The following is a 22,628-nucleotide window of genomic DNA, read 5'->3' on the forward strand; positions in this document are numbered from 1 at the left end:
CTTGTACTGTCGCCGCGCTGACCAGCAGAGCCGTTCCAACGGCGCTCCGGGTCACGCGGGTGGGCGCAGCACCGCGAATCTGTCCGTGATCTGCAGGTCGCGGGAGGTGAACCGGAACAGCGCCGGTGGCCGCCCCCCGGACGGGCCCGCCGCCACGGTCTCGCCCGTCGCCTCCAACGCGCCGCGCCGGGACAGCACGCGTTGCAGGTTCGTGGCCGATACCCGGTACCCCAGGGCGGCCGAATACAGGTCACGCAGTTCGGAGACGGTGAATTTCGGCGGAGCCAGTGCGAAGCCGATGTTGGTGTAGGACAGTTTGGAGCGCAGGCGTTCCCGGCCCGCCAGCAGGATCTCCTCGTGGTCGAACGCCGTTTCCGGTAGTGCTTCGACGGGGTGCCAGGCGGTGTCGTCCGGCAGCTCCGGGTCCGTGTCGCAGGGGATCAGCCCGAGGAACGCGGTGGCCACGATGCGCTTGTCCGGGACTCTGCCGGGGGAACTGAACACCGCCAGCTGCTCCACGTGTGTGAGCTCGCGCACGTCGACCTTTTCGGCGAGCTGTCTGCGGATGGAGGATTCCACCGTTTCGTCGGGGCCGAGTCTGCCGCCCGGAAGTGCCCAACGGTTCGGATGGGGTGGGCGGGCGCGTTGCCACAGCAGTGCCTTCAGGGACCCCTGTCGTACCTGTACGACTCCCGCGAGTACCTCGTGGCCCGTGATGTGGCTCGTATCGCGCTCCCGGGGCCCCGGCGGCGTGTTAGTATTGGACACGTTTTCGATCCTAAGACGAAAACCCTGGTCGCGAAATCAGGAGTTCGACAACCCGGTGATCAACCGGGCCCCGCGGGGAAATCGGCGCGGTGGTTCGACCACTCGCGTCGGTGAGGAGGAGGACATGGCCGCGACAGCAGCCACCGCCGGTGGTTACGGCAACCCGGCCGGACTCGACACCGCAGATCTGCGGCGCACCGAAGACGGTTACACGGGTATTCCCGGTAACGCGGCGTGGGCGGCCGAGGTCCGTCGGCTGGCCGAGCGGCTGGACGCCGTGCTGCTCGCACACAACTACCAGCTGCCCGAGATCCAGGACGTCGCCGATCACACCGGCGACTCGTTGGCGCTCAGCAGGATCGCCGCCGAGAGCACGGCTAGCACGATCGTCTTCTGCGGCGTGCACTTCATGGCCGAGACCGCCAAGATCCTCAGCCCGGACAAGACAGTGCTGATTCCCGACGAGCGGGCTGGATGCTCACTGGCGGACTCGATCACCGCCGACGACCTTCGCTCCTGGAAGGCCGAATTCGTGCGAGCGGGCGAGCCCGAGCCGGTGGTGGTCTCCTACGTCAACACCACGGCCGAGGTCAAGGCCGAAACCGATGTCTGCTGCACCTCCTCGAACGCGGTCGAGGTCGTGCGCTCGATTCCGGAGGAACGTCCGGTGCTGTTCTGTCCGGATCAGTTCCTCGGCGCGCACGTGCAGCGGGAGACCGGTAGGCCGAACCTGCACGTCTGGGCGGGTGAGTGCCACGTGCACGCCGGAATCAACGGTGCCGAACTCGCGGAGCGGGCCGCTGCCGATCCGGAGTCGGAGCTGTTCATCCACCCGGAGTGCGGTTGTGCCACCTCGGCGCTCTACCTGGCCGGGGACGGGACCGTGGACTCCGAGCGGGTCAGGATCCTGTCGACCGGTGGGATGCTCGACGCGGCGCACCGAACCGGTGCGTCCTCGGTGCTGGTCGCCACCGAGGTCGGGATGCTGCACCAGCTGCGCACGGCGGCCCCGGAGGTGGACTTCCGGCCGGTGAACGACCGCGCATCCTGCAAGTACATGAAGATGATCACCCCTGCCGCGCTGCTGCGCTGCCTGACCGAGCAGGCCGACGAGGTCAGCGTCGATACCGAGACGGCGCGGCGTGCTCGCTCGGCCGTGGAGCGGATGATCAGCATCGGCCGGCCCGGTGGTGGCGAATGACCTGGCACGCGGGTGCGGACCTGCTGGTCGTCGGAACCGGTGTCGCCGGGTTGACCGCCGCGCTGCGCGCCCGTGAGCGCGGGCTGCGCGTGTTGGTGGTCTCCAAGGAGGCCGCCGGTGTCGGCAACACCGAATGGGCCCAGGGCGGTATCGCCGTGGTCAGGTCGGAGGAGTGCGATCCCGCCGACAGCGTCCGACAGCACGTGCGGGACACCCTCGAGGCGGGCGCCGGGCTCTGCTCCACCTCGGCGGTGCGCACGATACTCGGCGACGGTGCGGCCGCGGTGCGTCGGCTGTGCGCGGCGGGCGCACGGTTCGACGGCGAGGCGTCCGGGGCGCTCTCCCGTACCCGCGAGGGCGGGCACAGCGCGTTCCGCGTGATTCACGCCGGTGGTGACGCGACCGGTGCCGAGGTGCAGCGGGCCCTGGTCGAGGCCGGCACCGAGGCGGGAATCCCGATACTGGAGAACCACTGCGTGGTCGAGCTGTCGCACACCGAGTGGGGAGCGGTCGGTGGTGCGCTCGTGCTCGACCACGCGGGCAGGCCCGGTGTCGTGCAGGCACCCGCCGTGTTGCTGGCCACCGGTGGGCTCGGTCAGCTGTACCGGGCGACGACCAATCCGGAGGTCGCCACCGGGGACGGCGTGGCGCTCGGCCTGCGCGCCGGTGCCGCGGTCGCGGACCTGGAATTCGTCCAGTTTCACCCGACCGTGTTGCACACTTCCGCCACCGAGCGTGGGAGCCGTCCGTTGATCACCGAGGCGGTACGGGGCGAAGGAGCCGTGCTGCTGGATTCCCGAGGTGAACCGGTGATGGCGGGCAGGCACCCGATGGGGGATCTGGCTCCCCGCGACGTCGTCGCCGCGGCGATCAACGAGAAGCTCGCCGAGACCGGCTCGGAGTCGGTCTACCTCGACGCGACCGGACTCGGCGACGGATTCGTCGCGCGTTTCCCGACCGTGTACACGGCGTGCCGGGACGCCGGGATCGATCCGTTGGTCGAACCCATCCCGGTCACCACGGCCGCGCACTACTCCTGCGGCGGGATCATGTGCGATGTCGACGGCAGAACCGGGGTGACCGGCCTGTACGTCGCGGGCGAGGTCGCCCGTACCGGGCTGCACGGTGCCAACAGGCTCGCCTCCAACAGCCTGCTGGAAGGGCTGGTGCTCGGTACCCGCTCCGCCGATGCCGCGCTGCGCGATCTCCGATCGGGATCCCTGCGCAGGGGTTCGGTGGTCACCGAACGCCCGCCAGCCGCCGCCGTGGTCGAGCGTTCCCGGCTGCAGCGGCTCATGAGCGGATACGCCGGGATCGGGCGGCACGCCGACGGGCTGCGTCGGGCCAAGTCCGGACTGGACGCCGCGGCCGTGGTGCGGCCGTTGCGGAGTCGCTCGGAGGTCGAGGACGCCGCTCTCGGGCTCACGGCCCACGCGCTGCTCGCCGCGGCCGCGGACCGGACCGAATCGCGCGGCTGCCACCGGCGCTACGACCACCCCGGCACCGACGATCTGCGGTGGGGGCGCCCCAATCCGTTGCGGCTGGACGTGTCCGGCTGGTTGATCCGTTCCACCCCGGAGGAATCGAGGGAAGTGGCTTGAACCTCTCCGAGGACACCGTCCGAAATCTGCGTACCGCCGGACTGGACCCAGCGGAGAGCTCGGCTCTGGTGCGTGCGGCGCTGGCCGAGGACCTGCGCTACGGCCCGGACGCCACCACGAGGGCCACCGTGCCCGCCGAGGCGGTGGCCACCGCCTCGTTCAACACCCGAGCAGCCGGTGTGGTGGCCGGGCTGCCGTTCGTGCTGGCCGTGCTGGACGAGACGATCGGTCCGGACGGCTATCAGGTGCTCTCGGCGGTCTCCGACGGCGGGGAGGTCGCCGCGGCCGAGTGCGTGCTCGCGATCCGCGCACCGGTGGGCGGTCTGCTCACCGCCGAACGGACGGCGTTGAACCTGCTGTGCCACCTCTCCGGCGTCGCGACGGCCACGGCGGCCTGGGTCGCGGCGGTGCGCGACTCGCACTGCGTGATCCGGGACAGTCGCAAGACCGTGCCCGGAATCAGACTGCCGCAGAAGTACGCGGTGCGCTGCGGTGGCGGCAGCAACCATCGGCTCGGGCTCGGCGACGCCATGCTCGTCAAGGACAACCACGTGGCAGCCGCCGGTTCCGTGACCGCCGCGCTGCGGGCATGTCGTGAGTACGCGCCCGAACTGGAGCTAGAGGTCGAGGTGTCCGGTCTCGACGAACTCGACGAGGTGCTGCCCGAGAACCCGGCGTTGGTGCTGCTGGACAACTTCACGCCGGAGGACTGCGCCGAAGCGGTCCGACGTGCCGCCGCACGTTCTCCCCGAACCGGACTGGAGGCCTCCGGGGGACTCACCCTCGACGTCGCACCGGCCTACGCCGCCACCGGGGTGCACTACCTGGCGGTCGGAGCGCTGACTCATTCGGCGGGAGTGCTGGACATCGGGCTGGACATTTGAACCGGTTCCGACACACCGGGTTCGATCGGTGCGGCGATCGAACCCGGTCCGGCCGGAGCTTTCCTCGCACGCCGTCTTGATCGGGTCACTTCCGCACTCGGATCGCGTCTCAGTACCAGTATCCGGGCTGCCACCGCACGGATTCGGGGCGTAGTCCGGTGCGGCAGTACTCGGCGATGGCCTCGCGGGCTCGATCGAGGGGCAGCGAGGCAGAGGCGGGGAACCACAGGTCGCCTTCGGGGTCGAACAGCAGCGGGGGTGTGTCCTCAGTGGCCTGTGGGTGGCCGGACAGCTCCGCACCGGCCCCTCGACGAAGAAGGGCCGCTGCCCCGGAAAACGTCGAGCCCCGGCCGATAATGGCCCGGGCTCGAACTATTCCCCGCGTGCGCGGGGCCTACACCGACCAGTCCCACCGCCCGGACGGGCAACCGGGTCCATCCCCGCGTGCGCGGGGCCTACACTTCGTGACCTGCGATCTTAACAGTGCTTTCCCGTTGTGGGAATCACTTTCGTTCCGGACAAGACGGTGGTCAGTACCATTGTCCGGGCTGCCACCGCACGCACTCGGGGCGTGTTCCGGTGCGGCCGTACTCGGTGACAGCGGTTCGTACGTCTTCCAGCGGTAGTGAGGACGTGTGGGGAAAGTCGAGCCCTTCGGGGTCGAGTACCAGACTGGGAGCGTGGTTGGGCTCGTCGGGGTTGTAGGAGTAAACGAGTGCGCCGTTCGGTGCTCCGGGATGCATGTAGTGCAGCGCGCCCCACCCGAGGAATGGATTCACACTGACCATGAGTCGCCCCCGTGGGAATTCGTGGATGCTGCCGTCGTCGTTTTCTCGACACGGGCGATCCCATACGTAGACCTGTGAAATCAGGTGGTAGTTGGGGCTCGCGATCCGTTTGGTGAGGTCGTCGAGTTCAGCAGGGGTGTAGGCATAGCGGAACTCGCCGCCTAGGATGCCCGTCACCACCGGAAACGGTGTGGTAGTTGTCATGGCCGCGCCTGCCCGCGTATCTCGATGGGTGTCTCACGGCCGGGTTGCCACACCACGAGCACCGAGCCACGCGGGAGGATAGCCCGAACCGCTTGCTTACAGTTGAATTCTCCAGTACACATCGTATTGTTCAGTACCACGACCCCACGTGTTTGCCCTGCCTCTTTCATCCGTTGGGCGTATTTGGCTTCGACGTGCAACACGACACCTGGAGCTCCTCGGGTGTCGGGGTCACCGAAAACGCGCGAGTTGTGCAGGTTCAGCCGGGCACGTTCGGAAACCTCTTCGCGTCCGCTGGTCAGGATCTGTTCGTTGCCGTCTTGGTCGTAGACCAGCCCGGAAGTCTGCCCGCCGGTGTGCTCGGGTAGCCGTTCGCGAACCTGCTCGATCCACGAGCGGTCTCGGGACGCGTCGGTGGGAATCCGGGGTGTGGTCGAGGGGTGGGGCAGACTCGGCGGCGGCTGATCGCCGTGCACGCCGAGCAGGCCCAGATAGTTCACCAGGTGCTCGCGGGTGTTGTCGGACAGCGCGAGCACGTCGTCGATGAGCTCGCGGGCTCGCTCGAACAGCCCCACGCCCTCGGCCAGTTCGGGTGAGGTGCTGCCCTGACCGATTTCGGCCAGGGTCGGCAGGGCGTATTCCTCGATCCAGGCACGTGCTTGGTGCAGTCGCTCGGGCGGCAGTCGTCCGAGCATTCCACCGAGTGTGTTGCCCACCTCCTCCACATGGGACATACCGCTCCCCTACAGGACGGCGGAGAAGGCACTGACGTGTTCGGTGGCCCGCACAACCGCTTGGACCGCTTCGTCCGTCTTCTCGTGAGCGTTGGCGAACAGTTGAAGTGCTTGTCGCACGTCATCATTGGTGCTGGTCCCGGCCACCTGGTGCAGCAGTCCGCGTAGCTCCTCCAGCCTGGTTCGCACGGCCGCAAGTTCACCGGTGGGCGCGGTATCGATGATCTGCTGCAGCTGACCGCGGATTTCTTCGAGCATACGGTTCTCCTATCGATGAGATGTGACGGCCAACCCCTGCCTGGGGTTGGTATTGGGAAGGCGACCCGTTGGGTGGCGGTATAGCTGTCTTGGTCATGTCTCTCCTCGTGGTGACCGCCCGGCCGGGACGGGGGAGGGGAGTAGCCCGGCCGGGCGGCGGACGGCCCGGCACCGGAGGTCGGGGTCTCGACAGTGCCGGACCGTGGTTCAAAGGCGTCGTAATCCGTTCAGGACGCGACGCATCAGATCGAGCTCCGGGGAAGCGAATGGGCTGGACAGGTCCGAGGTAGTCTTTGGACGCCATTCCGGTAGGTAGGGACTACCGGAGTGGCCTTCTTCCGGTGATACCGGAGGCAGCGTGCCGGACCATCGGCGATACCGGGGTGGTCGTGCCACCCGCGATTCCCGACTCCGAGGTTCGTCCGTCATTTCGGGAGTACCATCTACCGTTCCGATCGAGAGTCCATGTCGTCGAGTTCTCCGGTAACCGAACTCTTCGGGACACCGATCGGTTCTCGTGAGACGTCGTCTGTGATCGGGGGAGATTCGGCTGTACTCGAATCGGGGTGCGAGAACTTCGAGTGGGAATGTCAGGATCCGGATCGCAGGATGTAACCACGGCCCTTTTGACTCAACTGCTTAGAACTCATATTTGCGTATGTGCGAACCCATCCACTCGCACTCGGCACAGTGCTGCCAGCTCGACGGCGGTGTTCCGGGGGTGAACCAGCCCAGAAACCCGCAGACCGTCTGCGCTGCGTGGCCGTCCCGATAGCCGCTGATGAGCAGGTCCGCCGAGACGTCGTGCCAGACCTGGTCGTCGCTCAGCGACGCCGCGTAGGCGGGACCGCTCAGGTCGACTTCCGGTTCTCGCTCCCGATCCGCTGTCTCCGGAAGCCGGGCCGGTGCGGTCTCCGCCGGTTCTGCCGGTGCGCTTTGCAGGCACGGCTCGCACGGCACCCCGGCGAACACTTCCGTGCTTTCCAAGTTGCTGTAGTGGGTTATGAACCCGCAGTAGGCTTTCCGTATTCCGTCCGGCCTCGTGCTCTCGTCCGGAGCGAAGATGTGCACCGATCGCACCATCGGAGGGTGGTTCTCGTTCAGCCGAGCGAGAATGACGCTCACAGCACACCCCTTTTCGGGCGAGATTCCGGGTACCTCTCCCACATCCGCCGAGTAGTTCGTCTCGCTCGATTTCGGGCTCGTCTCTTCTCCAGTGGCGGCAGTTCGTAGACCACCACCGCCCACGGCAGCGCGGCCACCAGAGCCGCCAACGCGAGTGTCGATTCCGCGTACACGATTACCTTTCACGGACATCGGCGGCGATGTCCACCACGAGCCGGGTCGCCGTCATACACGCGGCGATGACTTTCGGGACCGGAAACACCGAACTCACCGTCCATCCGGGAGGCCGCGGATCCGCCGCAGACCTCGGCAGTCCCGGCATCGCGTGACTCGTCGCGGAGTGTTGCCCCGCGCGGGTATCCGGTGCTGTCTCCGGCAGAGCGTGTACGTCTCCGAGTAGACCTCGCTGATATCGGGGGGCACCGGGATCGTGTGCTCGGTTACGTGCGGCAGTTCGTCCGCTCTCAACCGATGGCTGCGGGAGCAATGCACTCCGTGCCGGAACGGTAGCGGGCGTTGGTTCAGTCGTTCCATATATGAGACGGTAATTGTTAGACGATCACGTATCAATACGCCCGATCAGGTGATGCAGTTCATCGCCCTCTACCGTGGGAGGCTGGCGCTATGTCAGGGACCGCACGAGAAGTACACCTCGGTCGTCAGCTGAAGGCTCTGCGCAGCGAGAACGGTCTTTCTTTGGAGGATGCTGCGAAGCATGTGGAGCGAAGTCGAGCAACCGTAGGCCACTGGGAACGTGGGTACTCACGCATCAGTGCCCAGGATCTTACGGCGCTCCTCCGGCTTTATGGTGCCTCGGAAGAGATGTCGGAGCATCTTCAGCAGCTTCGGAGGGACAGTCGTCAGCGAGGCTGGTGGCACAGCTACAAGCTACCTACACATCTGGCTCCGTTCGTCGGGTTCGAAGCTGAGGCAGCGGAAATGTTCCATTTCGAACTCGGTGTGATCCCCGGCCTCCTCCAGACGGAGGACTACACCCGCGAGATTCACAAGGTTGGTCGTCTTAAACTGACGGACAACCAACTCCATGAATGGGTTGAGATCCGTCTCAGGCGACAGGAGCGGCTCCACGAAGGCGGAGGGTTTACCCTGCACACGGTGATCGCTGAGGAAGCCCTGCGTCGGGAGGTGGGATCACCTGTGATCATGGCCGCTCAACTGGAACGCCTGGAGCGAGAAGCCAAGCGTTCGACTGTGAACTTGCAAGTGTTGCCGTATGAAGCGGGAGCGCACGTGGGTTCCGTTGGTCCGATCACTGTGCTTCGGTTCGCTGATGCTGGTCATAGCGATGTCGCGTTTTCGGATACTCCGCTGGGCGGGCACGTCATTGATGACCTACGAGATGTAGCGGAGTTGAGTCGCCTGTTCAGTGAACTCCAAGGACAGGCCCTCCCGACACAGGCTTCACAAGAACGGCTCAGTAGCATCCGGCACGAGCACATGACACGTTCGAAGGAGTAGAGCCCGTGAGCACGCAACCTGAGTGGCGGAAGTCCAGCCGCAGTAACCAAGGCGGCAACTGCGTGGAGGTCGCCACCAACGTTCCGGGATCTGCCTTGATTCGGGACTCGAAACTTGGCGAGGCTTCCCCGGTCCTCAGCGCTGTGCCTGCAACCTTCTCGGCATTCTTGGCTGCTGCCAAGGATGGTCAGTTCGACCGCTGATCAGCCCAAAAACCCCTCTCCGTCAGATAGGGGTTGTGTACGCAGCCGAACATGAACGAGAGGCATAGATATGACTCCACACTGGCGAAAGAGTAGCCGCAGCGGCGGCGCAGGTGGTAACTGCGTCGAGGTCGCTCAGAACTTCCCGTCTGCCGCCCTCGTCAGGGACAGCAAACTAGGGGAGATCTCTCCTGTCCTGAGTACGAAGCCCGAGACTTTCACCGCGTTCATCGACGCGGTGAAGGCCGATCGGTTCGACTGACCCCTCGGTTCGACCGGACCCGGCGAACAGTGCAGCGCCCCCGGATGGTGAAGGTGGACCGGGGGCGCTGTTTTGGCTCATGTGGCCCGCGACGACGGTGATACCCGCCCTTACTCGTGGCTGACCACGTTGACCACCCTGCCGTTGGGGTCGCGGACGAAGAAGCGGCGCACTCCCCAGTCCTCGTCCCGCAGCGGGTGCACGATCTCCGCACCGTTGTCCACCATCCGCGCGTGGACGGCGTCGACATCGTCGACCTCGACACTCATGTCCGGCACGACCGTGGCGGTCTCGTCGTGGGTCATGAAGGTCACCTGGGCCGTGGGATTGCTGGGCGAGGCCAACGTCATCACCCAACCGAGGTTCATCACCTCCTCGAACCCCATCAGACCGTAGAATTCCCGACTCTCCGCCATGGTTTCCGACCGGATGTCGGGCATGGCGCGGCGGATGGACATGGGCGACTCCTGTCCGAACGGGGAAACACAGCGTCCCCGATTCTCCGCCGAGGGGCGACACCGCACATCGAACGCGAGACGAACCGTCGCGAACGCACACGTCCGGAGTAGGGACACCTCAGCGCCGGAGTTCCAGCACCGGATCCCCGCCCCTGAGAAGACCCCGCCGCGAGAAGGCCCCGCCCCGGTGATCAGAACTTCCGGTTGGCCAGTACCGGAATCTCCTCCCGCGCCTGCTCGGCGCGTTCCGGAGCGATGTCGGTGATCAGCACGTCGGGCTCGGCCTCGAGCTGGTCGTGTATCACCCCGTAGGGGGTGACCACGGTGCTGTAACCGATACCGGTGGGGGCCTTGGCCGCCGGTTCGCGGCCGATGCTGCGTGGATCGGCCTGTCCGCAGGCCAGCACCCAGGATGTGGAGTCCAGCGCCCTGGCCCGCGCCAGCAGTTCCCACTGCTCGCGCTTGCCCGTTCCCGCGCCCCAGGAAGCTGCCGTGACCGTCACAGTGGCGCCACGTTCCGCCAGCGTGGTGAACAGACCGGGGAAACGAATGTCGTAGCAGGTCGTGAACCCCACGGTGGCGCTGGGCAGCCGCACCGTCAGCGGTTGCTCCCCCTCGGCCACGTTGCGCGACTCGGTGAAGCCGAACGCGTCGTAGAGGTGGATCTTGTCGTAGCGCGCCCGCGTGCCCGGCCCGGTCACCAGCAGCGTGTTGGTCACGCGGCCGTCCTCGGTGGGGGTGAACATTCCCGCCGCCACCGTGATGCCCGCGTCACCCGCGAGCCTGCCGACCTCGCCTGCCCACGGCCCGTCCAGCGGTTCGGCCAGCGGTGCCAGCGGAACCCCGAAGCAGGCCATGGTGGCTTCCGGGAAGATCGCGAGTTCCGCACCGGCCTCGGCGGCACGACGTACTCCTCCCGCCACGAGCTCCAGGTTGGCGTCCGGGTCCGGTGTGGACGCGATCTGGCACAGCGCGACGCGCACTTGGACTCCTCCTGTCGTGGCCGGGCTACACTCGACATTCTCCCATGCGCTCACCGCCGTCGACGAGCGCGCGCCGAGGTAGGCAACGTCTCATCCTGTTGCCATTCTCTTGCAGCAGTTTCTAGGGTTGGCCCGTGCTGAACCGGCGTACACTGATCTCTTCCTCCTTGGCCGCCTTCGCCGTGGCGGGTACCGCCTGCGCGGCGCCCGAGCGAAGCGGCGGCGACCCCCGAACCATGCTGCTGGCCGACGGGTACGAACCGAGCAGTCTCAACCCACTGCTGGGCTACGCACGAGCCGGGGCGGCCAAGTTCTACGACGGTCTGCTCGCCTTCGACGGCAACGGGCGACTGCACCCGGCGCTGGCGGCGGAACAGCCCACCCCCACGGACGGCGCACGCACCTGGACCGTGCGGCTGCGCCGCGACGTGAGGTTCCACGACGGTGGCTCTTTCGGCGCGCGCGACGTGGTGGCCACCTACCGCGCCGCCGTCGATCCCGCGTACGCCGCCACGATCAGTTCCGGGTTGTCGATGCTCGCCGACGTCGAAGCCGTGGACGAGCACACCGTGCGGTTCCGGCTCAACATCCCCTACGCGGCCTGGCCCGCCCGGATGGTCATGGGCATCCTGCCCGAGTCAGCGCTGGCCGAAGCCGTGCCACAGGGTGAGTCCCCGATCAACACGCAGCCGGTCGGCACCGGCCCCTACCGGCTCGCCGAGTGGCGGCGCGGCGAGCGAATGGTCTGGCGCGCCCACGAGAACTACTGGGGCGGTACGCCGCGGATCTCCGAGATCACCGTCGTTTTCGCCACCGACGACAACACCAGGGCGCAGCGCGTGCAGGCCGGGGAGTTCGACGGCACAGTACTGCCCCCGCTGCTGGCCGAGCGGGTGGGCAACGGCTCCTACCGCACCGTGCACCACGACACAGCCGACTACCGGGCCATCACGCTGCCCGCGGATCAACCCGTCACGGGCGACCCGGCCGTGCGGATGGCGCTCAACCTGGCGGCGAACCGTTCCGAGATGGTGGACAGCCTGCTCGGCGGGCACGGTGAACCCGCTTACACCCCCATCCCGGAGTCCATGGGGCGGTTCCACGAGCCCGAGGCGAAGTTGGAGTTCGACCAGCGTCGCGCTCGCCGAATCCTGGACGAGGCGGGCTGGCGGCCCGGTTCGGACGGGATTCGCACCAAGGACGGCACGCGGGCGAGCTTCACCGTGATGTACTTCGCCGATGACACCCTTCGCAAGAAGTTCGCCCAGGCGTTCGCCTCCGATGCCGGGAAGGTGGGAGTGCGGGTCGAACTGGCCGGAGTGGACCGCTCCGAAGCCGCCGAACGAATCGGTACCGACGCGATAGTGCTCGGCGGTGGCAGTCCGCTGGATCCGGACCTGCAGATGTACTCCGGGCTGCACTCCTCGATGATCGGTACCGGTACGTACCGGAACCCGGCCAAGTACCGCAACGAGCGGGTGGACTCGGCGCTGGACGCAGGCAGGAGCACCGTCGAACCGGCCGAGCGCGCTCGGCACTACAAAGCGGCGCAGCGTGCCTACGTCGCGGATCCCGGTCTGGTCTACCTGGCGTTCATCCAGCACAGCTACGTCGTGCGTACCGGGGTGTGGGAGGGCTACGAACCCGTCGTGGAACCGCACACGCACGGCACTACCTGGGGCCCGTGGTGGAACGTCGAGAAATGGACCCCGAAAGAGTGAACTCACGAGTGTGGACGGTGCGCCGTCGAAGCCGTGCGGGTGCGGTGGCCGGACTCGTCGTCCGCCGGGTCGTGCTCGCCGTGCCGGTACTGCTGCTCGTCTCGCTGGCGGTGTTCCTGCTCGCCGCGGCCTCACCGTTCGACCCGATCCACCAGTACTACGGGGTGCGGATCTTCGACGCCTCGGCCGCGGACGTGGCCAGCGTACGAGAGCAGCTCGACCTCGACCGCCCGGTGCTCGCGCGATTCTGGGACTGGTTGAGCGGAATCCTGTCCGGTGACCTCGGCATGTCCCGCTCGATGCGCGCACCGGTCGCGGACGTGCTGGCGAGGCGCCTGCCGTGGACGCTGCTGCTCGCGTGCTGTGGCTTGGCCCTCGCCGTGGTGTTCTCGCTGGTGATCGGAACCGTGGCCGCCTGGCGGCAGGGTGGCTGGACGGACCGGCTGATCACGGCTGTCGGCCACGCCCTGGAGGGGATTCCGCCCTTCGTGGTGGCGTTGTTGGCCATCGCGCTGTTCTCGCTCGGCCTCGGATGGCTGCCGGTCGCCGGCCTCACCGACGCGGGCAGTTCACTCGGCCCCGCGCAGGTGATCGAGCACCTGGTGCTGCCCGCCGCGGTACTGGGGATCTCGCAGAGCCCCTGGCTCGTACTGCACGTACGACAGTCGCTGTTGACAGCGTTCACCGAGGATCACGTAACCGGTGCCCGAGCCAGGGGAGTCCGCGAACGCGTGGTGGTCGCGCGGCACGCCCTGCCCACCGCGCTTTTGCCGTTCGTGACGCTGATCGGCGCCCGGATCCCCGAACTCGTGACCGGCGCTGTGCTGGTGGAGGAGGTCTTCTCCTGGCCGGGAGTGGCCTCCGCCGTCGTCACCGCGGCGAGAGCAGCGGACTATCCGCTGCTGGCGATCCTGACCCTGCTCGCCACGGCCGCCGTGCTGCTCGGTTCCCTCCTGGCCGACGTGGCAGCCGTACTACTCGATCCGAGAGTCTCCGCTGATGGTTGAGCTCGAATCCGACAGCGCCACCGCCGGCCCACCCCGCCCCTGGCGGAGCGCCGCTCGTGCTCGTGCCGGGGCCGTGCGAGGTGCGGCCGGAGCCGTGCGGGCACGGCTGCGCCTCGTGACGGCGGTGACCGCCCTGGGCGCGCTCGTACTGGCCGCGTTGTCGGTTCCCGCCCTGTCCGCGGCACCCGGCACCGTGGACTACCAGGCCATACGACTTCCGCCGAGTCCGGCGCATCCGTTCGGCACGGACACCTCGGGACGCGATCTGTTCGTGCGCTCGCTGGCGGGACTGCGGGTGTCACTGCTCGTGGCGGCGGTCAGCACGGTGGTGTCCACAGTGCTCGGGACCGCGGTGGGTGCGCTCTCCGGCGCGTCGGGGGGATGGGTGGATCGCCTGCTGATGCGGGTGGTGGACGCGGTCAACGCCGTACCGCACCTGCTGCTGGGCATCGTGATCGTCGCGCTCTACCGGGGAACGGTGCTCGCGGTGGTGCTGTCCATCGGCCTGACCCACTGGGCCACCGTCGCGCGTGTGGTGCGTTCCGAAGTGCTCGGGCTGCGCGACCGGCCCTACGTGGACGCGGCCGTCTCGGCCGGTGCCGGTCGGTGGTGGGTGCTGCGCAACCACCTGCTGCCCGCGATCGTGCCCCAAGCGGCACTGTCCGCGGTGCTGCTCGTACCGCACGCGGTGTTCCACGAGACCGCGCTGAGCTTTCTCGGGCTGGGACTGCCCCCGCATCTGGCCAGCATCGGCAACATCCTCTCCGACGGCAGGGAGGGGGTCCTGCTCGGTGCCTGGTGGATCGTGGCGTTCCCGGCCGGGCTGCTCGTGGCCACCACGCTGTCGGTGTCCGGCATCGCCGCCGCCTGGCGGGACCGGACGATTCCCACTCGGCGTTCCGAGCTGACGCTGTGAACGCCCCGCGAACCGAGCCGGATGGAGTGATCATCGGTGCAGCAGTCGCCACTGCTCTGGTTGGACGACATGTCGGTGCGTTTCGAACTGGGGCGGAGCCGTGGTTCCGAGACCGTGCACGCCGTCACCGACGCCAGGCTGCGACTGTTTCCCGGCCAGGTACTGGCGCTGGTGGGAGAGTCCGGCTGCGGCAAGTCCGTGCTCGCCTCCGCGCTGCTCGGGCTGCTGCCCGCCAACGCGTGGTCGCGTGGTCGTGCCCTGCTGAGTTCCGGAACGGACGAGGACGTCGAGTTGCTCGCGGCACCCGAGAGCGTGCTCGCGCGCGAGGTCAGGGGAAGGCGAGTCGGTCTCGTCCCCCAGTCCGCCGCGACCCACCTCACTCCGGTGCGTACCGCACGTGCCCAACTGTCCGAGGCGTTCCGTGAGCTGCGCGGTCGTGCCGACCGTGCCGAGGTGGAAGCGCTGGCCCGACGGGTCGGGTTGGATCCGGACGAGCTCGATCACTATCCGCACGAGCTGTCCGGGGGCATGGCGCAGCGTGTCGCGGTGGCCTCGGCGCTGGTGGCCGAACCTCCGGTCGTCATCGCGGACGAGCCCACCACGGGACTGGACAGACCGTTGGTCGAGCGTGTCACGGATCTGCTCGGCGAACTCGCCGATCGCGAAAGAGGAGTGTTGTTGATCACCCATGATCTGGACGCCGCCGCGCGGGTGGCCACCCACGTGGCGGTGATGTACGCCAGCCGGGTGGTGGAGAGCGGGCCCGCGGCCGAAGTGTTCGGGGAGCCCTGGCACCCCTACACGAAACGGCTGCTGGGGGCGCTGCCGGAAGGTGGGTTTCAGCCCGTCCCCGGGCATCCGCCCGCTCTGACCGAGTTGGCCGAGCTCGAACGCGAGTGGGGCTGCGTGTTCTGCCTGCGTTGCCCCGAAACACCCGGGGTGGCGCCGTGCAACGGCGAGCCGCGGCTCGTCGAGCACGGGCGCAGGTCCGTCGCGGCGCATCCGCCGTGCTGAGCGCCAGGGGAGTGGTAGCGGGCTACGCCCGCGGCCGTGCCGTACTCGACGGAGTGGACGTGACCGTTCCCCGGGGGGCGGTTCGCGGTCTCGCCGGACCGAGCGGTTGCGGCAAATCCACGCTGGCCAGAGTGCTGGCACTGCTGCAGCGTCCGTGGTCGGGCACTGTCGAGCTGGACGGCCGCGAGATCCGGGGCGCGCGCTACTCGGTTCCCCGGGAGTCGCGCACCTCGGTGGGGATCGTTTTCCAGCAGCCCCGCCCCGCCGTGGACCCGCGTATGACGCTGCGCGAAATCGTCTCGGAGCCACTGCGCGTCCGCGGTGCGCGGCAACCCCGAGCCCGCGTGGACGAGCTCGCCGAGACGACCGGTCTCGACGCGGAGCTGCTCGGCAGGATGCCGCACGAGGTCAGCGACGGCCAGCTGCAGCGTGCCTGCCTGGCACGTGCGATGGCCCCGCGTCCTCGTTACCTGATCTGCGACGAGATGACCGGGATGCTGGACGCCTCCACCACGGCCGCGCTCGTCCGCGTCGTGACCGGACGGGTGGCCGAGGAGGGAACCGGTGTGCTGGCCATCAGCCACGACGAGTCGCTGCTGCGCGCCTGGGCCGGTGACGACGTCATCCGGTGGTAGGGCGGGGGAGTGTGGCAGGGTGAGGTGGTTGTCCGGTGTACTGTCGCCGCGTGTTGTGGTGGCCGTAGGCGCTCGATTGGTTGTGGAGAGCACTGATGAGTGAACAGACCACGTTCATGCAATGGCGTGAACGAGCCAAAACCGAGATCCGTGACGAACATCCGCAGCTGCGCTGGCTGCTGATCACAGCCGGAGTGGTCGTGGTGCTCGGGATCGTGCTGGGCGCCGCGGTGCTGCTGCTCCTCTGACCGCTCGAGGTGGGGCGGTGTGTGCGAGACGCACCGCCCCACCCGTGATCCGGTCAGGCCCCCGCCTCGTTCAGCAACATCGCCACCGCTTCGTCGTTGCGAGCGGTTTCCCGCTCGATGACCTCGTCCGGCGGGTAGAAACCGCCGATTCCCCCGCTGCTCGGATACATCTCGAACGTGAACGAGAGTATGCCGTGTTCGGCCCACATCCAGTCGTTCACACTGCCGTCGGTGACGTAGAGGTCACTCGACTGCATCGGCGTGTACCCGTTGCTGCGGGCCATCGCGTTGCCCAGCTCGGCGAACCTGCGGTACTGCTCCCGTGTCATGCCCGGTGCCGTGTCCGCGGTGGTGTAGCCGTACGGCCACAGCACCAGCTCCGAGAAGCTGTGGAAATCGATGTGCGCGGTTATCCGTTGCCGTCCCTCCGCCTCGCGTGATTCGACGAAATCCCTTATCGCGGCGGTTTCCGGTGCGGAGAAGGGCGCCGGGCCACGGTAGGTCGGTTGACTCGGGTTCCCGCTGGACCCGCCGCAGCAGCCCCACTTGTAGCCCCAGTTGCGGTTCAGGTCGACCGGAACGCTCTCCCGGTTGCGGCGCCAGGCCCGGTAGCCGTCGCCCGACACGTCGTAGGTCGCGCCGTCCGGGTTGACCATCGGGATTATCCAGATCTCCCGGCTGTCGACCGCGTTCGTGATGTCGGGATCGGAGCCGTGGTTGTCGGTGTAGCGCCGCAGGATGTGCAGGCACATCTCGGTCGTGAGGTGTTCTCTGGCGTGCTGGTTGCACGTGAACAGCACTTCAGGTTCGTTCTCGTCCGTCCCGGCGTTGTCGCTTATCTTGACCACCGGAATGTCCCTGCCCCGCGCCGAACGGCCCGCGCTCGTGCTGTCGACGATTTCCGCGTGTTCGGCCGCGGCCTCCTCGATCTCCGAAACCGTTTCGGAGTACGTGTGGTAGCCGCTGTCCTCGGGAGGGAAGTCGGCGGGCGAGGACTCCGGGCGAACGGGAGCGTCGGTCGCCGCGGGGAGGCGTCGCGGGCTCAGTCCCCGGTCACGCAGCCGCTCGGCCTGCGCCGGGGTGGCTTCGACGAAGGCGGTTTCCCCGGTTACCGAAAGCACCAGCGCGCCGGTGCGATTGACAGCGGTGCGGGAAGCGGTGTCCGTGTTCGGGATCCGGTAGACGGCCCTGCTGGTGTCTTCCCCGGTGTGATCACTTCCCCGCGCGAACGCCGACTGGGTGGCAGGCAGCGACAGCAGGAGAGCGGTGACCGACAGTGCCACGGTTGTCCGTCGTCGTAGCGTGCGCATGTTCCTCCGATCGATCACGGATTCGGTGCCCCCACCGAGGTTCGCCGCGATTACGCTTCGTCACAACATGCGTACGTATGAGAGTGGGGCCGTTTTTCGTGTCAGGATCCCCTGCCGGTACGGCCTGCTTGCCGGTCCGGGCGAGCACCCGAGCCGAGACACGGCCTCGGAACGATGTCTCAGGGGCGTCGCGGTACGGCCCGCTCGTCCGGAAGGCGCCCGGACGTCGTGTCGAGGAGGTGGAGCTGCCGACGGAGCCGGGCAGGAGTACGGATACCCTGGTTCGCAGCAACGTTTCGCGGAGGGAAGTCCCATGCTCAGCCGTATCGACCTGCGCGGTCGGGAACCGTCCGTCGGTGAGCTACGCGGTCGGCTGCCACGTGCCGGTATGGACGTGGAACACGCGCTGCCCGCCGTGCGGCCGCTGCTCGACGACATCGCCGAGCGGGGTGCCGCCGCGGCCCTGGACCACACCGAGCGGTTCGACTCCGTGCGTCCCGAGCGGGTACGGGTCCCTGACACGGAGCTGCGTGCGGCTCTGGAGGAACTGGATCCCTCGATCCGCACCGCGCTCGAGGAGTCCGTGCGTCGAGCCAGGAAGGTGCATGCCGAGCAGCGGCGCACCGACGTCACCACCGAGGTCGCCGACGGCGGCACGGTGACCGAACGCTGGGTGCCGGTCTCCAGGGTCGGGCTCTACGCCCCGGGTGGGCTGGCGGTGTATCCCTCCAGCGTCGTGATGAACGTGGTTCCGGCGCAGGCGGCGGGTGTGGAGTCGCTGGTGGTGTGCTCACCGCCACAGCCGGAGTTCGGTGGCAGGCCGCACCCGACCATCCTCGCCGCCGCCGCGTTGCTCGGCGTCGACGAGGTGTGGGCGGTCGGTGGTGCCCAGGCGGTGGGGCTGCTCGCCTACGGCGGTTCCGACACCGACGGGCGAGAGCTGCTTCCGGTGGACATGGTCACCGGACCGGGCAACGTCTACGTCACCGCGGCGAAACGACAGCTGCGGAACATCATCGGCATCGATGCCGAGGCGGGACCGACCGAGATCGCCGTGCTGGCCGACGAAACGGCCGATCCGGTACACGTCGCCACCGATCTGATCAGTCAGGCCGAACACGACACGCTGGCCGCCAGCGTGCTGGTGACCACTTCCGAGGAACTGGCCGACGCGGTCGACCGACGGCTGGCGGAACGCGTTCCCGCGACCAAGCACACCGAGCGGATCCGCACCGCGTTGACCGGGGAGCAGTCCGGCTGCGTGCTTACCTCCTCGATCGCCGACGGGATCCGTGTCGTCGACGCCTACGCGGCCGAGCACCTGGAGATCCAGACCGCCGAGGCTTCCCGGGTGGCCGCCGGGGTGCGCAACGCGGGCGCGATCTTCGTCGGCCCTTACGCGCCGGTATCGCTCGGCGACTACTGCGCCGGCTCGAATCACGTGCTGCCCACGGGTGGGTGCGCCCGGCATTCCTCCGGGCTGAGCGTGCAGAGCTTCCTGCGCGGCATTCACGTGGTCGACTACAGCGAGCGGGCCCTGCGTGAGGTCACCGAGCAGGTGGTCGCGCTGGCCGATGCCGAGGACCTTCCCGCGCACGGTGAAGCCGTCACAGCACGGTTCGAACGACCCGGTTGAGGCCACGACCTCCTGCTTCCGAACAACGACGAATTGGTGGAATCGATGAGCGACGTGATCGGCGGCGAGACGACGCTGGCCGATTTGCCCCTGCGGGAGGACCTGCGCGGCCGCAGTCCGTACGGGGCGCCGCAGCTGGACGTTCCGGTGTTGCTTAACACCAACGAGAATCCGTTCCCGCCTCCCGAACAGCTGGTCGACGACCTCGTCGCCGCCGTCGGCGAGACAGCGACCGGGCTGAATCGCTATCCCGACCGCGACGCGGTGTCACTGCGCGAGGACCTGGCGGCCTACCTGGCCGGTGCCACCGGCGTGCCGGTCTCGTCCGGCAACGTGTGGGCGGCCAACGGATCCAACGAGATACTGCAACAGCTCCTGCAGGCGTTCGGAGGGCCCGGACGCACCGCGCTGGGCTTCGAGCCGTCCTATTCGATGCATCCCGTGCTCGCCGCGGGTACGCGCACGGACTGGCTCCCCGAACCCCGTCGTTCCGACTTCACGCTGGACGGTGCCGAGGCGGCGCGGGCGGTGACCGAACGCCGGCCGGACGTGGTTTTCGTGACCAGCCCGAACAACCCCACCGGGCAGTCGATCGATCCCGAGGACCTGCGTGCCCTGCTGCGTGCCGCTCCCGGTCTCGTCGTCGTGGACGAGGCCTACGTGGAGTTCTCACAGCGGCACAGCGCGATCTCGTTGTTGGGGGAGTTCCCCAGCAAGCTCGTCGTCAGCCGGACCATGAGCAAGGCGTTCGCGTTCGCGGGCGGACGGCTCGGTTACCTCGCCGCTTCTCCCGCCGTCATCGACGCGTTGTTGTTGGTGCGGTTGCCGTACCACCTCTCCAGCGTCACCCAGGCGGCCGCGCGGGCGGCGCTGCGGCACGCCGACGCCACGCTCGGCGGGGTCAAGCAGCTCGTGGACGAGCGCGCCAGGGTGACCGGACGGCTGCGTGAACTCGGATTCACCCCGGTCGACAGCGATGCCAACTTCGTGCTGTTCGGCATGTTCGACGACGCCCACCGCGCCTGGCAGCGCTACCTCGACTCCGGGGTGCTGATCCGGGACGTGGGTATCGGTGGCCATCTCAGGGTCACAATAGGATCGCCGCGGGACAACGACGCCTTCCTCGCGGCCAGTGAGCGAGTCCGTGAGGAGCTCTCCCGGTGAACGACGCGGTATCCCGTACCGGACGGGTGGAACGCACCACCAAGGAATCAACGGTCTCGGTCGAGCTGGATCTCGACGGCAGCGGCCGGGTCGAGGTCGACACGACCGTGCCGTTCTACGATCACATGCTGCACTCGCTCGCCACGCACGCCGCGTTCGACATGACCGTGCGCGCCAGCGGGGACATCCACATCGACGCGCACCACACCGTCGAGGACACCGCGATCGTGTTGGGGCAGGCGCTGCGCCAGGCTCTCGGGGACAAGACGGGGATCCGCCGGTTCGGGGATGCCTGGATACCGATGGACGAGACGCTGGCGCACGCGGCCGTCGACGTCTCCGGGCGACCCTACTGCGTGCTGGCGGGCGAACCCGAGCAGTACAACACGTTCACCGTCGGCAACAACTATCCCTTCGTGCTCAACAGGCACGTGTTCGAGTCGTTGGCCTTCCACGCCGCGATCAACTTGCACGCTCGGGTGATCCACGGCAGGGACCCGCATCACATCACCGAGGCGCAGTACAAGGCGATCGCCCGCGCACTGCGCGCCGCCGTCGAGCCGGATCCCCGGTTCGCCGCCACGGTTCCCTCCACCAAGGGGACGCTGTGACCGGTTCGGAACGGTGAACCGGTTCCGCGTCGGTTGTCCGGTCCGTAGCGGCGCGGAACCTCCCGCCGTCCCGTGAGCGGGAGGTCGCGCCGTCGTCCGGTCGCGCCTGGGCGCCCCGGCGCCCAGGCATCACACGAGCGGGTGGAATCGCTGGGCGACTCCCTTGACAACACCGCGATACGGTCGCATTGTCGCTCATTAAGCAACATAGTGTGCATTACGCAACAACAGTGTTGCCGCTTTGACAATGGTGTCAAGGGAGAGCGCATGACCGGATCACCGCTGGCCGGGGCGAGGCCACCGGCCGTTCCCGAGTCCCCCGCCGACGTCGGTTCCGTGCTGGAAGCGGTCGGCGATACTCCGTTGCTGCGTATCGAGGGAATCCGGGTCAAGCTGGAGTTCCTCAACCCGTCTGGTTCGATCAAGGCGCGCATCGCCACCTACATGATCGAGCGAGCCGAACGGGAGGGACTGCTGCGTCCCGGCGACACCATCGTGGAAGCCAGCAGTGGTAACACCGGCAACGCCATGAGCATGGTGGCCGCCGTTAAGGGATACCCGATGCTGGTGGTGATGCCGTGCAACGTCAGCACCGAACGTGCCGCCATCTCACGTGCTTTCGGCGCCGAAGTCCGTACCACCGGCGACTTCCACGTCAACGACGCGCTGCGCACCGCACGCGAGCTCGGTGCGCAACCCGGCTACTTCGCGCCGCAGCAGTTCGACAGCGAGTGGAACGTCGACGAGAACCGCGGCTGGCTCGGTCCGGAGATCCTGCGGCAGCTTCCTCCCGGAGTCCTGCCCGACGCGGTGGTCGGCGGTGTCGGCACCGGTGGAACGATCGTCGGGGTGGGGCAGGCGTTCCGCGCTGTCAACCCGGGATGTCGGGTCGTGGCCGTGGAGCCCAACGAGTCGTGCACCCTGGCGTGCGGTGAGATCGACAAGCATCTGATCGAGGGCATCTCGGACGGCTTCGTGCCGGGAGTGTTCGACAGGCACCGCCACGAGGTGGACGAGATCATGGCCGTGGACAGTGCCGACGCCATCGAGCAGTCCCGCGAGCTCGGAAGACGATACGGCTTGTTCGTGGGGCCCTCCTCGGGGGCGCATCTGCTCGCCGCCAAACGGTTGCGGAGCGCCAGGCCGGAGTTGGGGGAGATCGTGACCTTCCTCGCGGACGAAGGAGAAAAGTATCTCACCGAACATTTCACTTGAGAACCACAACACCCGTTGCCCGGGTGGTCGGTTAGCCGGCACGTGAGTCGGCGCCTTGCTGTGTTGGGCCGGCTCTTGAGTAGCGATCTACGCGGCGAGCGGCCCGGCCTCGCGATGCATCCGACTCACGCACCGGGGAACCCCTGTTACCGGGGCGCCGCTACGGTTTTCGAGCGACGCGTGGGGTTCCGGGTTGGTAGGGG

At 67.8% G+C, this 22,628-nt stretch carries 25 protein-coding genes; 16 read left to right on the plus strand and 9 right to left on the minus strand.

Annotated features, from left to right (window positions below):
• Positions 1-51: 51 nt before the first annotated feature.
• Positions 52-717 (minus strand): NUDIX domain-containing protein, encoded by a 666-nt coding sequence (locus BM150_RS05280; RefSeq protein ID WP_092925029.1) that lies wholly within the window; start codon positions 715-717, stop codon positions 52-54.
• A 175-nt stretch (positions 718-892) separates the two neighbouring features.
• On the opposite strand from BM150_RS05280, the gene nadA reads away from it, so the two are divergent.
• The 3 genes from nadA to nadC are packed head-to-tail and all read left to right on the plus strand — an operon-like array spanning position 893 to position 4,454.
• Positions 893-1,969 (plus strand): quinolinate synthase NadA, encoded by a 1,077-nt coding sequence (gene nadA / locus BM150_RS05285; RefSeq protein ID WP_092925031.1) that lies wholly within the window; start codon positions 893-895, stop codon positions 1,967-1,969.
• Positions 1,966-3,570, plus strand: coding sequence for an L-aspartate oxidase (locus BM150_RS05290; protein WP_092924628.1), 1,605 nt, complete (start codon positions 1,966-1,968; stop codon positions 3,568-3,570). Before nadA ends, BM150_RS05290 begins: the two co-directional genes overlap by 4 nt.
• Positions 3,567-4,454 carry a carboxylating nicotinate-nucleotide diphosphorylase gene (gene nadC / locus BM150_RS05295; protein ID WP_092924630.1) on the plus strand — a complete coding sequence of 296 codons (888 nt, stop codon included), beginning with the start codon at positions 3,567-3,569 and terminating at the stop codon, positions 4,452-4,454. The genes BM150_RS05290 and nadC overlap by 4 nt, the downstream gene beginning before the upstream one ends.
• A 109-nt stretch (positions 4,455-4,563) precedes the next feature.
• On the opposite strand, the gene BM150_RS24675 is transcribed toward nadC, so the two are convergent.
• The 5 genes from BM150_RS24675 to BM150_RS05320 form a co-directional block, all read right to left on the minus strand.
• The gene (locus BM150_RS24675) at positions 4,564-4,830 is read right to left on the minus strand and encodes an Imm1 family immunity protein (RefSeq protein WP_092925033.1); all 267 of its coding nucleotides are present in this window, start codon (positions 4,828-4,830) and stop codon (positions 4,564-4,566) included.
• A 154-nt stretch (positions 4,831-4,984) separates the two neighbouring features.
• Positions 4,985-5,419: an Imm1 family immunity protein gene (locus BM150_RS05305; RefSeq protein WP_245755272.1), complete on the minus strand. Its 435-nt coding sequence runs from the start codon at positions 5,417-5,419 to the stop codon at positions 4,985-4,987.
• Between the two features lie 23 nt (positions 5,420-5,442).
• Complete coding sequence (locus BM150_RS05310) at positions 5,443-6,180, minus strand: DddA-like double-stranded DNA deaminase toxin (protein ID WP_092924634.1); 738 nt, start codon at positions 6,178-6,180, stop codon at positions 5,443-5,445.
• Between the two features lie 9 nt (positions 6,181-6,189).
• Positions 6,190-6,438: a hypothetical protein gene (locus BM150_RS05315; protein WP_092924636.1), complete on the minus strand. Its 249-nt coding sequence runs from the start codon at positions 6,436-6,438 to the stop codon at positions 6,190-6,192.
• Positions 6,439-7,077: 639 nt separating this feature from the next.
• Positions 7,078-7,563 carry a hypothetical protein gene (locus tag BM150_RS05320; protein ID WP_092924638.1) on the minus strand — a complete coding sequence of 162 codons (486 nt, stop codon included), beginning with the start codon at positions 7,561-7,563 and terminating at the stop codon, positions 7,078-7,080.
• A gap of 624 nt (positions 7,564-8,187) precedes the next feature.
• On the opposite strand from BM150_RS05320, the gene BM150_RS05325 reads away from it, so the two are divergent.
• From BM150_RS05325 to BM150_RS05335, 3 genes are all read left to right on the plus strand, one after another.
• Positions 8,188-9,042: a helix-turn-helix domain-containing protein gene (locus BM150_RS05325; RefSeq protein ID WP_092924640.1), complete on the plus strand. Its 855-nt coding sequence runs from the start codon at positions 8,188-8,190 to the stop codon at positions 9,040-9,042.
• A gap of 5 nt (positions 9,043-9,047) precedes the next feature.
• Complete coding sequence (locus tag BM150_RS05330) at positions 9,048-9,245, plus strand: DUF397 domain-containing protein (RefSeq protein ID WP_092924642.1); 198 nt, start codon at positions 9,048-9,050, stop codon at positions 9,243-9,245.
• 70 nt (positions 9,246-9,315) lie between these two features.
• Positions 9,316-9,507, plus strand: coding sequence for a DUF397 domain-containing protein (locus tag BM150_RS05335; protein WP_092924644.1), 192 nt, complete (start codon positions 9,316-9,318; stop codon positions 9,505-9,507).
• Positions 9,508-9,617: 110 nt separating this feature from the next.
• Here the strand turns inward: BM150_RS05335 and BM150_RS05340 are convergent, their stop codons facing one another.
• Together BM150_RS05340 and BM150_RS05345 are read right to left on the minus strand one after the other, a co-directional pair.
• Entirely contained in the window at positions 9,618-9,965 is a 348-nt protein-coding gene (locus BM150_RS05340) for a VOC family protein (protein ID WP_092924646.1), read from the minus strand.
• Positions 9,966-10,156: 191 nt separating this feature from the next.
• Positions 10,157-10,948, minus strand: coding sequence for a carbon-nitrogen hydrolase family protein (locus BM150_RS05345; RefSeq protein WP_092924648.1), 792 nt, complete (start codon positions 10,946-10,948; stop codon positions 10,157-10,159).
• Between the two features lie 134 nt (positions 10,949-11,082).
• Between BM150_RS05345 and BM150_RS05350 the strand changes: the two genes are divergently transcribed.
• The 6 genes from BM150_RS05350 (at position 11,083) to BM150_RS24025 (ending at position 16,489) form a co-directional block, all read left to right on the plus strand.
• Positions 11,083-12,669 carry an ABC transporter substrate-binding protein gene (locus BM150_RS05350; protein ID WP_245755273.1) on the plus strand — a complete coding sequence of 529 codons (1,587 nt, stop codon included), beginning with the start codon at positions 11,083-11,085 and terminating at the stop codon, positions 12,667-12,669.
• A complete protein-coding gene (locus tag BM150_RS05355; RefSeq protein WP_092924650.1) occupies positions 12,651-13,676 on the plus strand; it encodes an ABC transporter permease in 1,026 nt (341 codons plus the stop codon). Before BM150_RS05350 ends, BM150_RS05355 begins: the two co-directional genes overlap by 19 nt.
• Positions 13,669-14,592: an ABC transporter permease gene (locus BM150_RS05360; RefSeq protein WP_092924652.1), complete on the plus strand. Its 924-nt coding sequence runs from the start codon at positions 13,669-13,671 to the stop codon at positions 14,590-14,592. The genes BM150_RS05355 and BM150_RS05360 overlap by 8 nt, the downstream gene beginning before the upstream one ends.
• 69 nt (positions 14,593-14,661) lie before the next feature.
• On the plus strand, positions 14,662-15,606 hold the full coding sequence (locus tag BM150_RS05365) for an oligopeptide/dipeptide ABC transporter ATP-binding protein (protein ID WP_092925037.1): 945 nt from the start codon (positions 14,662-14,664) through the stop codon (positions 15,604-15,606).
• Positions 15,600-16,241, plus strand: a complete 642-nt coding sequence (locus BM150_RS05370; protein WP_092924654.1) for an ABC transporter ATP-binding protein — start codon at positions 15,600-15,602, stop codon at positions 16,239-16,241. Before BM150_RS05365 ends, BM150_RS05370 begins: the two co-directional genes overlap by 7 nt.
• 95 nt (positions 16,242-16,336) lie before the next feature.
• Positions 16,337-16,489 (plus strand): hypothetical protein, encoded by a 153-nt coding sequence (locus BM150_RS24025; protein ID WP_165400588.1) that lies wholly within the window; start codon positions 16,337-16,339, stop codon positions 16,487-16,489.
• A 53-nt stretch (positions 16,490-16,542) separates the two neighbouring features.
• On the opposite strand, the gene BM150_RS05375 is transcribed toward BM150_RS24025, so the two are convergent.
• A complete protein-coding gene (locus BM150_RS05375; protein ID WP_092925039.1) occupies positions 16,543-17,799 on the minus strand; it encodes a M14 family metallopeptidase in 1,257 nt (418 codons plus the stop codon).
• A gap of 313 nt (positions 17,800-18,112) precedes the next feature.
• Between BM150_RS05375 and hisD the strand changes: the two genes are divergently transcribed.
• The 4 genes from hisD (at position 18,113) to BM150_RS05395 (ending at position 22,425) form a co-directional block, all read left to right on the plus strand.
• Complete coding sequence (hisD, locus tag BM150_RS05380; protein ID WP_092924656.1) at positions 18,113-19,435, plus strand: histidinol dehydrogenase; 1,323 nt, start codon at positions 18,113-18,115, stop codon at positions 19,433-19,435.
• 45 nt (positions 19,436-19,480) lie between these two features.
• Complete coding sequence (locus tag BM150_RS05385) at positions 19,481-20,599, plus strand: histidinol-phosphate transaminase (RefSeq protein WP_092925041.1); 1,119 nt, start codon at positions 19,481-19,483, stop codon at positions 20,597-20,599.
• Entirely contained in the window at positions 20,596-21,210 is a 615-nt protein-coding gene (hisB, locus tag BM150_RS05390) for an imidazoleglycerol-phosphate dehydratase HisB (RefSeq protein WP_092924658.1), read from the plus strand. Before BM150_RS05385 ends, hisB begins: the two co-directional genes overlap by 4 nt.
• Positions 21,211-21,477: 267 nt before the next feature.
• Positions 21,478-22,425 (plus strand): PLP-dependent cysteine synthase family protein, encoded by a 948-nt coding sequence (locus BM150_RS05395; protein WP_092924660.1) that lies wholly within the window; start codon positions 21,478-21,480, stop codon positions 22,423-22,425.
• The last annotated feature ends 203 nt before the right edge of the window (positions 22,426-22,628 follow it).

The organism is Actinopolyspora alba, from assembly GCF_900112765.1.
Lineage (GTDB): Bacteria > Actinomycetota > Actinomycetes > Mycobacteriales > Pseudonocardiaceae > Actinopolyspora > Actinopolyspora alba.

What these genes read in the sequence shown, in the direction of transcription:
- BM150_RS05325 (WP_092924640.1), top strand. Translation starts at nt 8,188, where the DNA reads ATGTCAGGGACCGCACGAGAAGTACACCTCGGTCGTCAGCTGAAGGCT.
- BM150_RS05365 (WP_092925037.1), top strand. Translation starts at nt 14,662, where the DNA reads ATGTCGGTGCGTTTCGAACTGGGGCGGAGCCGTGGTTCCGAGACCGTG.
- BM150_RS05360 (WP_092924652.1), top strand. Translation starts at nt 13,669, where the DNA reads ATGGTTGAGCTCGAATCCGACAGCGCCACCGCCGGCCCACCCCGCCCC.
- BM150_RS24025 (WP_165400588.1), top strand. Translation starts at nt 16,337, where the DNA reads ATGAGTGAACAGACCACGTTCATGCAATGGCGTGAACGAGCCAAAACC.
- BM150_RS05375 (WP_092925039.1), bottom strand. Translation starts at nt 17,799, where the DNA reads ATGCGCACGCTACGACGACGGACAACCGTGGCACTGTCGGTCACCGCT.
- BM150_RS05315 (WP_092924636.1), bottom strand. Translation starts at nt 6,438, where the DNA reads ATGCTCGAAGAAATCCGCGGTCAGCTGCAGCAGATCATCGATACCGCG.
- BM150_RS05335 (WP_092924644.1), top strand. Translation starts at nt 9,316, where the DNA reads ATGACTCCACACTGGCGAAAGAGTAGCCGCAGCGGCGGCGCAGGTGGT.
- BM150_RS05340 (WP_092924646.1), bottom strand. Translation starts at nt 9,965, where the DNA reads ATGTCCATCCGCCGCGCCATGCCCGACATCCGGTCGGAAACCATGGCG.
- BM150_RS05290 (WP_092924628.1), top strand. Translation starts at nt 1,966, where the DNA reads ATGACCTGGCACGCGGGTGCGGACCTGCTGGTCGTCGGAACCGGTGTC.
- BM150_RS05310 (WP_092924634.1), bottom strand. Translation starts at nt 6,180, where the DNA reads ATGTCCCATGTGGAGGAGGTGGGCAACACACTCGGTGGAATGCTCGGA.
- BM150_RS05395 (WP_092924660.1), top strand. Translation starts at nt 21,478, where the DNA reads ATGACCGGATCACCGCTGGCCGGGGCGAGGCCACCGGCCGTTCCCGAG.
- nadA (WP_092925031.1), top strand. Translation starts at nt 893, where the DNA reads ATGGCCGCGACAGCAGCCACCGCCGGTGGTTACGGCAACCCGGCCGGA.
- BM150_RS05385 (WP_092925041.1), top strand. Translation starts at nt 19,481, where the DNA reads ATGAGCGACGTGATCGGCGGCGAGACGACGCTGGCCGATTTGCCCCTG.
- BM150_RS05355 (WP_092924650.1), top strand. Translation starts at nt 12,651, where the DNA reads ATGGACCCCGAAAGAGTGAACTCACGAGTGTGGACGGTGCGCCGTCGA.
- hisD (WP_092924656.1), top strand. Translation starts at nt 18,113, where the DNA reads ATGCTCAGCCGTATCGACCTGCGCGGTCGGGAACCGTCCGTCGGTGAG.